Annotated in this window: 16 protein-coding genes; 3 read left to right on the forward strand and 13 right to left on the reverse strand. The window is 51.1% G+C overall.

Features of this window, described 5'->3' with window-relative positions:
• Positions 1–26: 26 nt before the first annotated feature.
• The 10 genes from ARCH_RS07440 to ARCH_RS07480 form a co-directional block, all read right to left on the reverse strand.
• A complete protein-coding gene (locus tag ARCH_RS07440) occupies positions 27–1,058 on the reverse strand; it encodes a LacI family DNA-binding transcriptional regulator (RefSeq protein WP_013170670.1) in 1,032 nt (343 codons plus the stop codon).
• 39 nt (positions 1,059–1,097) lie between these two features.
• On the reverse strand, positions 1,098–1,637 hold the full coding sequence (locus tag ARCH_RS10585) for an alpha-amylase family glycosyl hydrolase (RefSeq protein ID WP_451961723.1): 540 nt from the start codon (positions 1,635–1,637) through the stop codon (positions 1,098–1,100).
• Complete coding sequence (locus ARCH_RS07450; RefSeq protein ID WP_013170671.1) at positions 1,544–2,137, reverse strand: mismatch-specific DNA-glycosylase; 594 nt, start codon at positions 2,135–2,137, stop codon at positions 1,544–1,546. Before ARCH_RS07450 ends, ARCH_RS10585 begins: the two co-directional genes overlap by 94 nt.
• A gap of 199 nt (positions 2,138–2,336) precedes the next feature.
• Complete coding sequence (locus tag ARCH_RS07455; protein WP_013170672.1) at positions 2,337–2,867, reverse strand: GNAT family N-acetyltransferase; 531 nt, start codon at positions 2,865–2,867, stop codon at positions 2,337–2,339.
• Positions 2,867–3,493: a DUF2812 domain-containing protein gene (locus tag ARCH_RS07460; RefSeq protein ID WP_013170673.1), complete on the reverse strand. Its 627-nt coding sequence runs from the start codon at positions 3,491–3,493 to the stop codon at positions 2,867–2,869. The genes ARCH_RS07455 and ARCH_RS07460 overlap by 1 nt, the downstream gene beginning before the upstream one ends.
• Positions 3,490–3,810: a PadR family transcriptional regulator gene (locus tag ARCH_RS07465; RefSeq protein WP_013170674.1), complete on the reverse strand. Its 321-nt coding sequence runs from the start codon at positions 3,808–3,810 to the stop codon at positions 3,490–3,492. Before ARCH_RS07465 ends, ARCH_RS07460 begins: the two co-directional genes overlap by 4 nt.
• A gap of 143 nt (positions 3,811–3,953) precedes the next feature.
• A complete protein-coding gene (locus tag ARCH_RS09735; RefSeq protein ID WP_013170675.1) occupies positions 3,954–4,079 on the reverse strand; it encodes a methionine/alanine import family NSS transporter small subunit in 126 nt (41 codons plus the stop codon).
• On the reverse strand, positions 4,076–5,635 hold the full coding sequence (locus ARCH_RS07470; protein ID WP_013170676.1) for a sodium-dependent transporter: 1,560 nt from the start codon (positions 5,633–5,635) through the stop codon (positions 4,076–4,078). Before ARCH_RS07470 ends, ARCH_RS09735 begins: the two co-directional genes overlap by 4 nt.
• A 340-nt stretch (positions 5,636–5,975) precedes the next feature.
• On the reverse strand, positions 5,976–6,341 hold the full coding sequence (locus tag ARCH_RS07475; protein WP_013170677.1) for an ATP-binding cassette domain-containing protein: 366 nt from the start codon (positions 6,339–6,341) through the stop codon (positions 5,976–5,978).
• Positions 6,342–6,580: 239 nt separating this feature from the next.
• Positions 6,581–8,002, reverse strand: coding sequence for a sulfatase-like hydrolase/transferase (locus ARCH_RS07480; protein WP_013170678.1), 1,422 nt, complete (start codon positions 8,000–8,002; stop codon positions 6,581–6,583).
• Between the two features lie 76 nt (positions 8,003–8,078).
• Between ARCH_RS07480 and ARCH_RS07485 the strand changes: the two genes are divergently transcribed.
• Complete coding sequence (locus ARCH_RS07485; RefSeq protein ID WP_013170679.1) at positions 8,079–9,092, forward strand: LacI family DNA-binding transcriptional regulator; 1,014 nt, start codon at positions 8,079–8,081, stop codon at positions 9,090–9,092.
• On the opposite strand, the gene ARCH_RS07490 is transcribed toward ARCH_RS07485, so the two are convergent.
• Positions 9,089–10,453: an MFS transporter gene (locus ARCH_RS07490; protein WP_013170680.1), complete on the reverse strand. Its 1,365-nt coding sequence runs from the start codon at positions 10,451–10,453 to the stop codon at positions 9,089–9,091. The genes ARCH_RS07485 and ARCH_RS07490 overlap by 4 nt on opposite strands.
• Before the next feature lie 168 nt (positions 10,454–10,621).
• On the opposite strand from ARCH_RS07490, the gene ARCH_RS07495 reads away from it, so the two are divergent.
• The gene (locus tag ARCH_RS07495) at positions 10,622–11,875 is read left to right on the forward strand and encodes an anaerobic sulfatase maturase (RefSeq protein ID WP_013170681.1); all 1,254 of its coding nucleotides are present in this window, start codon (positions 10,622–10,624) and stop codon (positions 11,873–11,875) included.
• Between the two features lie 4 nt (positions 11,876–11,879).
• Positions 11,880–12,626, forward strand: coding sequence for a sulfite exporter TauE/SafE family protein (locus tag ARCH_RS07500; RefSeq protein WP_013170682.1), 747 nt, complete (start codon positions 11,880–11,882; stop codon positions 12,624–12,626).
• 498 nt (positions 12,627–13,124) lie between these two features.
• On the opposite strand, the gene ARCH_RS07505 is transcribed toward ARCH_RS07500, so the two are convergent.
• A complete protein-coding gene (locus ARCH_RS07505; protein WP_013170683.1) occupies positions 13,125–14,432 on the reverse strand; it encodes a nucleotide-binding domain-containing protein in 1,308 nt (435 codons plus the stop codon).
• Positions 14,432–15,028: an SLATT domain-containing protein gene (locus tag ARCH_RS07510; RefSeq protein ID WP_013170684.1), complete on the reverse strand. Its 597-nt coding sequence runs from the start codon at positions 15,026–15,028 to the stop codon at positions 14,432–14,434. Before ARCH_RS07510 ends, ARCH_RS07505 begins: the two co-directional genes overlap by 1 nt.

Here is a 15,028-nt window from a genome sequence, read left to right on the forward strand (position 1 = left end):
TCCACCATTTGCGGGCAACCCCAACACTAAAAGTAGGAAATTTGAGTCTTCCTATACTGCGAACGCCTGTTAACGCACCGTCCCACGATCTGTAATACTTGCAGGGAAAATGTTGATTCGGTATCTTCTCCATTGAATCGTGCTACCACTTTATCTACACACATACGTCCCATTTGATGGTGATCAGTGCTTGATTCAGAGATAACTTTTTCGCGCCCGTTAACAAGTGGGTAACTACCTGCAAAAGAAACCACGGAATAGTTTTCTCCGATAGTCATTCCAAAGCGAGGCGAAAGAGAGACCAGGGATGAGAGAACACCGTAGTTATCTCCCATAACAACCGTATGTTCGGGGGTTTTGGCGAGGAGATCGAGTACGTCAAGCGCTCCGATGGAATGCGAAGGGGCCCGCAGGATACGATTGCTGACTCCGTTTTCTGATGCAGACATTATTACACCCTCAATCATAAGGGCGGAGGTACGTTGGAAGTCTGATCTGGCTTCGTCACGCACCACAAGGAGTGAGTTTTTGTGGCCACGTTGTGCTATGTAGTCAACGGCTTTCTTCCCAATATCAATGAAATCGGATTCAACAAACGGAATTTGTTTTGTTCCCGGCGATCCGAGGAATACTGCAGGGAATGATTCGTCAAGGACGATATTTTCACGCCAATCTCTGTCTCCCACTTCCATCATGATGAGGGCATCAACAGTTTTGGAACGGAGAAATCTACGGAATTCTTCTGGGGCAGTTTCTCCAATAACGGGAAGGATCAACGAAATCCCAAGTTCTTGAGCACGTTCTTTCATGCCAACGATATATTCGCTGGTAACATCGTCAATCCCGTGCGCTTCTACGGAGAGGTGGAGGCCGATTGTCCGTAATGATCGGGCAGCGAGGTTCCCTGCCCATTGGTTGGGAACGTATCCGAGATCTGAAATTGCTTGGTGAACTCGGGCTTTCGTTTCATCCGTTGTGGGGCGTTGCCCGTTGAGAACATAGGAGACGGTCGATGGCGATACACCAGCTCGTTTAGCTACGTCTGCTCGCGTTGCCATCGGCCGCCTCCTTTGCTCCTTTGCTGTTTTATTACCTTTTTATATTAGCCATGCGACAGTATTTCCTGGTAATTCGATGCCTTCAGGGGTCACGTCAACAGGCCCGCTTGCCATCAGTACCGCTTTTTCGCCTGGTACGGTTGCAGAGTAGTCAGCCATGTTGAGTACAAGAGTAACAGTGGAGTTTTTGACGACGACGACGTTGCTGTCCGGATGCTCACCCCACTCGAATGTGCCATTACCCAGATCATATTCACGGCGAATCCAAATCATCTCACGATAGAAATTGAGTGGAGATCTACTATCGAGTTCTTGTTGGGTAACGGATAGGTCCGCCCAATAGTCTGGCTGTGGTAACCATGGGTGTTCTCCGAATCCTGTATCTTGCGGGTTGCTATCCCAAGGAAGCGGAACACGGCAACCATCACGGCCACGGACTCGTTTATCTGTACGGAACCAGGGTTGAAAAACAGGAAAAATTACTCTTATTTCCGCCGCTCTTTGACCCGTTCCCACCAGTCCACCAGCACGGGCAGGGTTGCGTGCGCGTTGAGCCCGCTCGGTTGCGGTAGCACCCACAGTTCCGCGCCGCCCAGCAATCGCGGAGCCGGATTTCGTTGCAGCCCCATGCGCGCTTTGGGTTCCGCGAAGGCGTCACGGTAGGCGGTGATTCCAAGGATAGCAACGACGCTGGGGCGCCGCTCTTCCACCAAACTCACGATACGTTTCGATCCGGTTTCTAGTTCGGCTTTGGTTAGTTCGGAGGCTTTAGCGGTGGCTCGATTGACGAAATTAGTGAGACCGATTCTGCGACTAATGAGGTCAGCTTCATCTTCAGGCAGGAGGCCAGCAGTAGCATTAACAAGCCGCGAAGTGAGCCCTGCATGATAGAGCGACGGCCAGAATCTATTCGACGGGGCAGCAAACGGCGCATTCACAGCCGCCGACCACAATCCCGGATTAATCCCCACAATCAGCAGCCAAGGATCCGGGCAATCAATATCATCGAGTGTCCCATTCACGAAGTTGCCAAGTTCCGCGCGGGTTGGCCGCCTTCCACCTAAAGGAGAGATCCGCATACTGTACCTCCGTCGTCTCTCCACCATTTTATCCCCCAAGTTCCGCCACCGATCAAACAGACCTGAGTATATTTGAACCATGAAAAGCCGCAATCCCGCATTATCGAAGCCGAAACTTCCACGTTCCCGCACAAAAATTGTTACATGGGTACTCATCGGAACATTAGTTGCCGTTCCAATCATCAGCACTGTGGCAATGCTAGCGAGCAGGTTTTAACGCTCTAATATCACGCGCTATCCAGTAGCGGCGAACAATCGAGCCATTGTTTTCGATCCGGTTTTCGCACAACCCGCCGTTCGCCTCAATCACTCGTGCAGATCCGATATTGCTATCATCGCAGGTCACGAGTACTCGATCCACGCCTAACGAATCCGTGAACTCAAGTGCGCGGGCAAGAATTTCTGTGGCATACCCCCGCTTGCGGAAACGCGGGCGAACACCGTAGCCGATATGCCCGCCTGACCGCAACAGAAAATCGTTGAGATAGTGCCGGATGCTGACTCGGCCAACAAGATCATCACCAACGAATGCGCCAAGAAATGTAGCTGGAACATATCCTGCGGGAAGATGACGGCCCGCCGCTTCATCGCTGAGTTTCACCAAGTAGTTTTCCCACGTCAGGCCGTGAACTCCTAAGAGAAAATCGAAATCGGCATCAAATTCTTCTGCTGCAATGCGAGCCTGCTCTTCATCGGCTATGCCTAATGGGCGCAGTTCAATCTTCTTCATTAACCATCCTCTCGAAAGAGACTCTCGTTCTCATAGTACTTACGATATTTTTCTTTCTTGATAACAAGAGAAACTAGCCATAATGCTGTGGCACCTAATCCGATAACTGCGAAACTAGAAACAACAGCCACACCTTTTATACAAGCAAATATAAGCAAGATGCTGACAGCAACAATCGCCATCACTGCGCCTTGCGCGTATGCATTACGCTGATGAGTGTATGATTTCGCTATGTCGCGGACATCAGTCAGGAGTTCTGGTTCCGTTTCAGCATCACATTCAACGATGAGTATTTCTTTATTGAGATGTTGGAACGTATTAGCAAGTTTTCCCATCCCTTCTGCGTAGGGGCGAACTCTAATTTTTCCCCATGCAACGCTCACCTGATTTATAGGAACACGGAAATACCTGATGCTGTTTTCCTCCAAGAAGGCCAAATATTTTGCTACATACGAAGGTGCTTGTGCACCAAGAAACTGGACTGCGTATCTCACTGGTTCCGATGTCCGTTCGAAAGAGTAGGAGCCAAGAGAAACTGACGTGAGCCGGAACCCCTGTTCTGCGTATGAATTTAACCAAGGCGCTAACTCACCACAGACATCTCCGAAAAACTTCCATTTTTTCATCGTGCCCCTCCATTGTCGCTACCGATAAGGTGTAGTAGTTCCACGAGCCGATGCCGTTCTCGTACAACTTGTTCTTCCCCGTGAGGGGTAATGCGATAATTAATTTTCCCTGAGGGCCGAGAAACTTCGCGGATCCACCCCTTTTCGAGCATGTTGTTGATAGCCCCGTAAAGCGTTCCCATCCCCAGTTTCACGCGCCCACCAGTCCGCTCTTCAATCACGATTTTGGCACCATACCCGTGGGTTTCTTGCCGGAAGGCAAGCAGGATCAAGAGCGATGTCTCTGTTAAAGCTTTGCCTGAACGATTATCTCTCACACCACAAATATATCACTAAACGTAGTATATGGTTGTTTTCTTTATCAGCCGTTCTTAAATTTCTGAGCTAAAGCGGGGTGAAGGCCAGGAACGCTAGAGCACTCCTGGCCTTCACCCCACCATTATGGAGCAGGGAAGACGCGCTACTCTTCGCCTAGATTTCCCGCAGTCTCATCAGGGTGAGTAGCCATCACAGCGGCGCCAATCGCCAATCCTCCACCCACAATTCCTAAATAAACAATCATCATAAGGATCGCTGAGGTGTTCATGCTTGTCCTTCTTTCTCCATGTCAGAGGTGTAGTTAAGATCAAAATTGAATTCGGCAGGAGCTTGCAAAACAGTCTTCTTAGACCATGGGAGGAAGGAGAGAAGTAGCGCCGCTCCCCAGATCAGAACAACCAATCCCCAGCCGTAGACCAACAGATGGGTAGCCGAATAACCACCGTACGGTTCGTTAAGTAATTCGCGGCTATCGCCAACCATCGTGACTGCGAGCACGAGCGGAGTCACAACACCTACGTTGATGACCCACCAGCCACGAGTTGGGATCGTTGAGATCGCATCCAAGTGCCGTGAAAGTGTTGGGAACATACGCATTCCCCACCCAACAATCACCAGAGTCACCAACGCCACCAACGCGATACCGAAAACATTGATGAACTTATCCATAATATCCAGTGTTGCCAGGCCAGAAACCAGCGAGAACAAGGCCACCGAAATTAGAGCCGCAGAACCGCCAACAACCATCACAGCCTTACGGCGCACCCACCCAAACTTATCCATCGCCGACGAGATCGGAACCTCGATGATCGAAAACATCGACGTAAACCCAGCCAAAAACAACGAGCCAAAGAAGAACACACCAAAGATCGGACCACCCGGCATCAGCGAAATGATCTTCGGGAAAGCGATAAACGCCATGCCGATCCCAGATGTCACCACATCTCCAACCTGCTGACCAGACGCAGTTGCCATGTAACCCAGCACGGAGAACACACCAATTCCCGCTAACACTTCGAAGGACGAATTAGCAAAAGCGACAGTCCACGCCGTCGTCGTCACATCTGTACGACGCTTCAAATACGAAGCCTGCGTAAGCATAATCCCAAACCCAACCGCGATCGAATAGAAAATCTGGCCATACCCCGCAATCCACACCGAAGGCTTCGCGAGTGCAGACCAATCAGGAGTAAAGAACGTCTCCAAACCAGCAGCCGCACCCGGCAAAAACAACGCACGCACCGTGATCGCCAGAAAGAACACAATCAACAACGGAACCGCAACCTTCGATACCTTCCCCACGCCACGCTCAACACCATGAGACATAACGAAAAGCAATGCACACCACGCCAACACCAACACAACCGCCATATACGGCAAAAACTTACCGCCAAACACATGCGAATTATCCACTTGCAAGAAATCCTTCATAAAGAAAGCCTCTGGATCATCACCCCACGCCAACGTGACCGAATAATAGGTATAGAACGCTGCCCACGCCAAAATCGCCATATAGTAGACGGCAATGAAAAATGTGATCGCAGTCTGCACCCAACCCAGCATTTCCGCACGCTTCGAAAGCCTACGAAACGCAAGCGGTGGAGCGCCACGGAACCGATGCCCAATAGCATAATCGAAGAAAAGCATAGAAATTCCGCCCGTCACCAGCGCAATCACATACGGAATCAAAAACGCTCCGCCACCATTTTCGTACGCAATGTACGGGAAACGCCAAATATTTCCCAACCCAATTGCCGATCCGATCGCCGCCGCGAGGAACACTGTACGAGATGACCAGACTTCTCTTTCTGACGTAGTAGACATGATGGTACACCTTTAACCATAGAGGGATGAATCTTAAAGAAGATATAGAAAAACCCCGGCCTCACTATTAGGGCTCGGGGTGGGGTGCGCAGGACTGCGGGATGGCGGCTACTCTAGCCTGCACACCCGCTAATAATCTCTGTACTCTTACGCAACATGGTTATGACCATATCATTACTATTTCCATAAGGTCAAATTGAGCATGGGATGATGTGACCACGAATACAACTTCACAAGGACTCTTCTACACTAGAACCATGATTGACCATCGCGCACTCGTGCCAGCAGTCAATGAAGCACTTGCCCGAGCAGTTGGCGTTTTACCACTCTCTTGGGTTCACTAATATCGTGAAAGCTCAGCTGCCTTACGCAAGGACGCACCTGAATCTGAGCGTAGCCCAGCCCAATATTTCAGCAGCTGGCGTCCACTAGTTTTACGTGGAACATGTAGTTCACCAGGAAGATAGCCGATCTTCGCGCGCACTTGAGGGCCACTATTTTTCGGATCTACACCTAGCACTCTAACTGTTCCACTAGTTGGGCGCACAAGATCGCAGAGAATACGCATAAATGTAGACTTTCCTGCACCGTTCGGTCCAATCACGCCGAAGACGACACCTTCAGGAATGCTAAGGTTCATCGAGTTCAACGCGGTGTCATCTTTATATCGCTTGGTCAGATTGATAGCTTCAACTGCATCTGCCATATGGCACCTCCCAGGCATTATTCGCGTTGCAAAGTCTGGTTTAAACAGGCAGCGCATCAACATTTGAGCTAAATCGTACTCGCTTCATTCTCCAACCGCCCGTAGCCGTTCCGTTATAGATATGCAGGTGCCACATAAGCGGCTGGCGGCACAGGAGTGCCGTATACGGCACTCCTGTGCTCTGTGCCGCCGATCGGGCGCCGGCATGCCGAGTAACAAGCTGGAAACGTTGCTGCCTCCTACTTTCTTAACGAATCATCTCCATCGAGGCATTCTTCCTCTAATACATACAACCGCGAATCCCCATACCCCGTGCTAGGCGGATGGATTTGTCCGCGTCCACGCACGTCACGATCAAAAGCCCGATTTATCGCCGTCTCATGGGCGGCAAACCATTGGTCAAGTTGCGTGGCAAGCTGTGCTTGAATATGGCTGTATTCAGGAGTGTCTGCCACGTTGTGACGTTCTTCAGAATCGGTACGGAAATCATATAATTCACGTGGCCCATCGAAACGATCAATAAACTTATAGTCCCCTACCCGGATCATACGCCCGCCGCCATATTCATCGAATACCATGACAGGATCTGTGTTTTCTCGCTCTTCCCCGCGCACGAGCGCGGCCACTGATCCAGCCGCACGTAACGGATCTGTTGGAGCAGCTACTCCTGCTAGATCACAGACAGTTTCAAAGAACGAGCAAGCTGAGACATGTTCGACGACGGTGCGCCGTTCCGATTGTTGCGGAAGGTGCATCATGCACGGCACACGTACAGAGTTCTCCCAGAAGTTGAGCGGAAAGGTACCGTTGCCTTTGCCCCACAAGCCATGGTGTCCACAACTAAATCCGTTGTCTGCCATGTAGATGAATACAGTATCATCGCTAAGTCCGTGGGTTGAGAGCGCCTCGTTGATTTGCCCGATCGCACGATCAACCCCACTCAACGAGGCCGCATATCCTCGCAAGCTCGGAACTGGATCAGAAAATGCGTCGGCGAAATCGTTGTAGGTCTGTGTCCACGGATGTGGCGTTTCACGAGGAATCGACGGGAAATCCGTATCTTTGTATAAATCTAGTAAATCTTGTGGATGGTTATCGATCCATGGCGAATGCGGCGCCGTGAAGTTCACGAGGAGGAAAAAGGGCTTCGCCTCATCGCGTGTAGATAGGAAATCACAGGCACGATCCGCCACTGCGTAGGTGAAATACTCCGGCTCACTCGCTTCCTCACCGTTATCGTCCCAAATTGGGGCTTCATAGTAGGGTCCACCGCCGTATCGGTGTGCATACCAATAATCAAAGCCAGCTGCAGGCTGTTTAGATGTCCCAACATGCCATTTGCCCACCATTGCGCAAGAATATCCGCTCTTCTTTAGCACTTCAGGCAATGTAAGAACATCGGAAAGAAAGTTTTCTTCACGATCGTCAGGGTGACGCCCTCCCACAAGCCAGTCGTGGATTCCATGAGCCGACGGCATCCGCCCAGTAAGTAACGATCCGCGAGCAGGTGAACAGACCGGAGAAGCACAATAGTAGTTTTCGAAAACCGTTGATTGCGCGGATAATTCATCAAGGTTTGGGGTCTGCAACTCCGGCCAATGTTCGCTCGTTGCCCATGGCCCCTGATCATCGGTTACTACGACCACAAAGTTGGTTGTCATTGTTATATCCTGAATTTTCTTTGTCTACCATCTAAATGACGGGGTTTTCACCCCTGTGAAAGAGAGGTTGATCCTGATGCCACGAGCTACCCGAAAAGACGTTGCCAAGCTAGCCGGTGTATCTGTAGCCACAGTTTCCCATATCTTGAACGGACGCGGCGCGGAGCTCGGATTCTCATCCGATACCGCTATGCGTGTAAAGAATGCGGCGAAGCAAGTTGGATATATTGCGCATCCATCGGCACGTAACTTTCGGTACCAAAAGAGCCAAGTTATCGCGTTGTTCACCACTGAGGTGCCCACCTCTCTGAAACTTCCAATTTTCAATGAACTACTGACCACTATCATTGATCACATGCTTCCGGCAGGATACTTCGTCTTACCAGTGCCGATCACGGAAGACCCATACACGACGATAGAATCGACATTGCGTGAAGTCTATCTTGCTGGTGCGATTGTGCGCGATGATCTTGCACTGCGGAAGGTAGCTCCATTACTCGAGCTGAATGATATCCCCTCAGTTTGGATTAATACTGGTCTTTCGGATCCACTTTCACCCGATCTGACAACAGTGGTTATTGACGAGAAACCTGGTGTCTCAGACGTGCTTGCAGCGGTAAGGACAGATAGAGCACACAATCAACTGATTGTGCATGGGCCAGGTAAGCCTTCCGGACGAAACGATGAGTTCTTTCACCATTTTCCTTCAGCCACCGAGGTTGAACTCCCGGGGTGGCTCTACCGCGATGGATATGCGGCTGGCAAGGCGGTACTCGATTTAAATCCGAATCTCATTTTTGCGACAAACGATCACATAGCCCATGGCCTCCTACAGTACTTCCGTGAGCACAGGATTGACATCACCCCAGATTTCCAGCTCTTTGGTTTCGGTGACGCCGAACAGAATTCGACGTCACCAAACCAACTCACAACAGTCACATGGCCACTGCCGCAAGCTGCATCAATCGCAGCAAATCTTCTGCTTTCACACATACACGGAGGAGTTCCCTTACCAAAAGGTATACAACGCATCTTGCCTACAACTGCACGGCTAGGCGAGACAACCGTAAACCTCTCCCCTGCTTTCTAGTTGGCTACCGCTATATCACCTTCTGACACGTCTTCGAGGTTCTCAGCGGTGGAGGCAAGCCATGGATTTGCCCACACCAAGATGAACATCAAGAGGTAGACGATCGCGAAAGGCGCGATCGCGTAATATCCATACTGTGCGACTAACACTGGGACAAGGAAAGATACCGTCGCCGACATGATGCGCGCCATCGACTGGGTAAAGCCGGCTCCAAAGCCGCGAAGTTCCGTCGGATATGCTTCCACCGACCATACTAGTGCGAGCATTCCCGGCCCGAAATAGGTGGTAAAACTCCAGACCACGAACGCGATAAAAAGAATAACGTTTGCCATCGATCCAAACAAGCCAAGCGTTGCTGCTGCGACTGTTAGAACGAGCGCAGTAATCATACCGAGTGTTCGGCGGTTGACTCGATCAATAAAGAACGCGCCAATAAACAAAGCAATAAATGCGACCACATTAGCAAGTAACGACACTGTAAGGTTCGCCGATGCCGGCATGCCAGCCTGTTCGAAAATCACCGGGCCGAGGAAAGAGACAACCGGACCGGCAGTAGAATTGAGCATGAAAAATGCAGTACACACAAGCACGCGGCGGCGCGCATCGCCCTTGAAAAGTTTACGATATTCGCGATTTGTCTTAGGTTTAGGTTGAGCTTGCGTCATCTCATTCTCAAGGCCGAGCGCTCGGATAATTGTCCACGCCTTTTCAACCTGACCATTTTGGATTAACCAACGTGGAGACTCTGGAAGGCGCTTGCGCAAGAAAAGAACAACCGCAGCAGGAACGGCAGCGAAAGCAAACATTCCACGCCAAATCCAGTCATGATGATTTTCTGGCACTGCCCAGTACAAAACCATCGCAAAAATAATTGCGAACATCGCACCTAGGACCATCATTATGTTCAGTAAAGAGCCGGTGATCCTTCCGCGGCGTGCCTTCGGAGCAATCTCTGCCAGATATGCTGCAGATGTAGACAGATCCATTCCTATCGCGACGCCGATGAGGAACCGCAACGCCCAAAGCATCCACACATGCGTTATTGCCGCCGCTAGTAATGCGGTGATGATGAAAATCCATAGGTTGAAAGCAAAAACTTTCTTTCTACCTATCCGGTCAGACAAATCGCCAAAGACAATCAGCCCCACTGCCGTGCCAAGAAAGGAGATCGCAACAAGCAAGCCTTTGTCACCTGGTGTGAGGGAAAATGACGAAGATAGAAATACCATCGCAACACCGATGACAGCCAAATCGTAGCCATCAATGAACTCTCCAAACGCGATCAGCGTAGACGAGTGCCTTTTAATAAAACGTGCATCTTTCTCTGAGATCTCCTCAGATGCGAGACTCCGTGAACTCATTCGAACTCCCCTTTGAGTGAATTGTAGATGTGAGTTATGATCTCAAAAGAGATATTATCACGTGATAATAGATGCACCAAACGTTTCCCACAACAAGGTCCTGACTCTCGATTTAACCGAGTAAAATCTTGTGGAAAAGCTTAGCCATGAGGAGGTGGCGCAACAACAATGCATGCCGTGCCTGCACAACGAATGCCGATCTCCGTCGTCACAAAACCCACTGGTTCATCTTGCAACCTCGACTGCTCTTACTGTTTCTTCCTCTCAAAAGAACTCCTCTACAACCAGAAAAAACAGCGCATGAGCGATGAAACACTCGAACAGTTCATACGCAAATTCCTGACCATAAATCCAGACGGGCCCGTCACGCTCCTCTGGCAAGGCGGAGAACCAACCCTACGTGGAATTGATTTCTTCAAACGCGCAATCGAACTAGGCGAAAAATACCGCCGCCCAGCGCAATACGTCACACACGCAATCCAAACAAACGGCACCCTTATCAACAGCACCTGGGCACAGTTCTTCGCAGAAAACCGTTTCCTCGTAGGTATCTCAATCGACGGCCCCGCCCCTCTCCACGATACCTACCGCACCAATCGTGCAGGACGCGCCTCCCATTCACAAGTAATCCGCGGATGGAAGTATCTGCAAGACGCCGGCGTTGACACGAACATCCTGTGCACCATACACGCAGCAAATCAAGATCACCCCATAGAAATCTATCGGTATTTCAGGGACCAATTAGATGCGCGTTTTATTCAATTCATCCCAATCGTCGAACGCGTTCCCGAGCAACACATTCACGCTGTCAAAAATGGTTGGAACGCACAGACAGGAATCCTGTATCGACAAGATGGAACAGCAGTAACCGCCCGAAGCGTCACCCCCAAAAAATATGGCGCTTTCCTTTCTACAATTTTCGACGAATGGATTAAAAACGACGTTGGCGATGTCTTTGTCCAAGACTTCGACTCAGCGCTGTCCGCACTTTTCCATCAAGCGACAGTCTGCGTGCACGCTCCAGAATGCGGCAATAACCTGGCACTTGAGTTCAACGGCGACATCTACACTTGTGACCATTGGGTCGAACCCGAATGGAAACTCGGCAACATTTGCACAACAAACTTTTCATCACTCCTCACAACCGAAACGATGCAAAAATTTGCGCAAAAGAAACGTGCAAAACTGCCAGCAACGTGCCACAACTGTGGCGTATTGCGCCTCTGTAACGGCGGATGCCCCAAGGATCGCTTCATACAGGACGACGGCGGCCCGAACAACTATCTATGCTCAGGATACCAACAGTTTTATACACATATTTTGCCAGACCTCATCGCCATGGGAAAGCTCTTACAGGCAGGAAAGAGAGCCAGTCTCATTCGCGACCCACAGGTACGCGCTCAGATGCGCCCAAAGGAGTAACACAATGATTGCAGCTAGTTTGGCTGGAATTACCATCGGAACTATCGTGGGAGTGCTCGGAGCAGGTGGAGGAATTCTTGCCGTTCCTATCTTGATTTACGTACTCGAGCAGACTCCGTACAACGCCACAGCTGAATCATTAGTGATTGTTGGGCTTACAGCCTTCATTGCGATGCTCATGCGATGGAGATCAATCCAATTCAGAGAAGGATTCATCTTCAGCGGTGGTGCGATCGCCGGCGCGGTTATTGGTTCGCGGCTAACCCCACTCGTTGACGGAAACTTTCTCCTCGCCCTCTTCTCTGTACTGCTCTTGTGCATTGGCATAACAATGCTGACAAAAGTTCTACGCGGTACCGGCAATGAAGAGATACACCAAATCTCCCGCAAGCCAATCATAACGGTAACACTCACCGCTCTTGGAACTGGAATCTTGACCGGTTTCTTTGGGGTAGGTGGCGGGTTTGTTGTAGTGCCTGCGCTCGTTTTTGTACTCGGTATCCCCATTCGGTTTGCATCAGCCACATCCTTACTGGTGATGGTACTGACGGCAGCAAGCGGATTACTCGCTCGAATCGGCACCGGCGTAATCATCGACTGGAAAGTGACACTTGCTTTCAGCTTCGCTTCCATGTTTGGCGGATTCATTGGCGGCCCTTTATCAAACAGACTTCCAGCAAAGGCTCTTTCGGTGATCTTTGGATGCCTCCTCATAGGCGTTGCTCTGTTCATCGCAGTGATGAACTGCTAAATGAATCAATCACATCTGACTTATGCCTTCATTCTGATGCCACATAAGCGGCAGGCGGCACAGGAGTGCCGTATACGGCGCTCCTGTGCTCTGTGCCGCCGATCGGGCGCCGGCAACCGAGCTATGGGCACCAATAATCTACACGCAACCACCATTAAATATGAATAATCCAGACATTCCACCGGGATTCAGCTCCAGTGCCACCGCTTCCCGATTCAATACAGTATGGTGCATCTTGTCCGGCCTGATGCAAAAGTGCCCGGGGAACAATTCCCCGGGCACTTTCCGCGTTTTACGAACTACACGCCTACACGTTGAACATGAACTCCACTTTGTACCTGTGGATCTATGAATGCCATCAAAATCGGGTTACTAGCGAGCATTTTCACAAGTCAATTGGTCAATCAAGCAGATATTTTGAACCAAAACTCAGGGCATCGTCTAACCTGACGGACTTACTCAAAATCCAACCCATCCAACAGACTCCATATGCACGGTTTATACAGATGGAGGATGGGCACTAGTAGTACTGATAGGTACGTCGATCCGATCACGAGCTACGACGATGCCATCTTTGACTATGTAGCACTCCACGAGGTGGTCACCTCGGAAATCCGAATACTCGGACCGCACACCGGCTGCTGTGGAGTCAACAATCTGACCACGGATGTTGTTGCGACGCTCTGCCTCCGGACCGCGGTTAAGGACCTTCCACTTCACCGTGTACGGCTGTGGGACCGAGCACGCAACCACCATGAAGCGTAATTTCCTGTCGGACTTCAGCAGCGTCCCCAAGCGCAACATCTCCCGCAGTTTCATCGGCCGCCACCCATCCTGGGTCACCTCGCAGTCGATTGAGACAGTGTCCGATATCTCAACCGGGTAGTGGTCCTCGATGAACTCCTCCGTGTACTTGAACGAGCGGGCATCGCGCGAGCTCTTCGCGAGCGGGACGGATGTGCCGAACACCTCGCGCCATGTGGCGTTGGCCGAGGAAGTGTCCTCGGCTTCCATGGCCTCGACACAGCGGTTGTAGGCCTTCTTGGCCTTGGGTTGGAACTTAGCCTTCACATCGACGCGCTGATAGCTACCGAGGGCCAAGTAATAATCCTTCTCCGGCTCGTTCTTGAGGAACTCGAAGAAGTCGCGTGCCATCCGATCGAATGAACCGGTACCCACAGCGTCGAAAACATGCGACTGCTCGAAGAAGCGATAGACCAGCGTATCGATGAGGAGACCTCCCATGGCCACCCCGTTAGCGTTCTTCCATGCGCGAGCCATCCTCGCGAGGTGACGCATGTTGGTGGACGTGCGTGCGGTGCTCTCACGGGTGGCCCGAATCTCGTCACGGGGCTTGGTGATCCTCCAACTATCAGACTTTGTATCAGGGTAGGAAAAACTACCTTCCGCGTTCTCGAACGCTGGCTGGACATCGAACTTGAAGGCGTTGGCCGTAAACTGCACGCGAACAACGCATTGGTCGACGCGGATATCTGTGTTCGGGTACCGAGCCTTCAGATCGTCGCGGACTCGCTCAAGCATGCGACGAGGTCCACCGTCGCCTGCGTAGTCCCCACGGATATCTGGCGGCAGGATGTAGATCATGTCAAGGTCAGAAACCCCCTTAATCGCCGTATGCCGACCGAATGAACCGACCATGAGTCTGTAGTCGCTACAGCCATCCTTCCCACGGAAATCTTTGTTAAGCGCCTTGGCGATCTCATCTCGTCGGCTAGCGATCACCGAGGCCGTGTCGCCCAGCTTGAGAGCGCTCAGTAACCCGTTGAAAATCTCTGCCGCCTTCATTACTGTTCCTCGTCCACACCAAGACGAAGCGCTTCGGGGAGAAAAAGGTCAATTTCATGAGCTGTGAACGTCATTTCCTCGTTGTTCTTCAGCCCATCCTTCGCAAGTGTGAAGGCTCTGCCTGAGGTGCGCGGGGCTGTGAAGTAGATGTCTCGCGCCAATATCTGCAGTTCGTCGCGCCGCTTCCGCGCATCCGAGTCCGAGACCTCGCCCGACATCATGTCGGCGATCAGCGAGATGTAGGATTCTCGGATATCCCAGAGCTTGGATGCTATGTCGCGATGGGCTGCTGAATTCTCGTCAAATTTGAAGGTCTTCGCACCAAGGCTCATCCAACTAACCAGGAGCGCGCAGAAGGATGTGGCGAGGCTCGACCACGTTGAGTTGCCGAACAGTCCAAAGACGAGAGTCAGAAACGTGCCTGAGCCCAATGCAGTGAGTGCTATAAGGGTGGCCTGCTGCCACTTATACCTAGAGAAGCTGATGTCAGCTTGCTTCTCATGCGTCTTATGACTGTAGACCACCCGACCAAACGACTCTCGGACTTGTGCAAGTAGCCTTTGATCATACAACGGACCATGTAAGGTGGTTTTCAT

This window comes from Arcanobacterium haemolyticum DSM 20595 (assembly GCF_000092365.1).
GTDB classification, from domain to species: Bacteria; Actinomycetota; Actinomycetes; order Actinomycetales; family Actinomycetaceae; genus Arcanobacterium; species Arcanobacterium haemolyticum.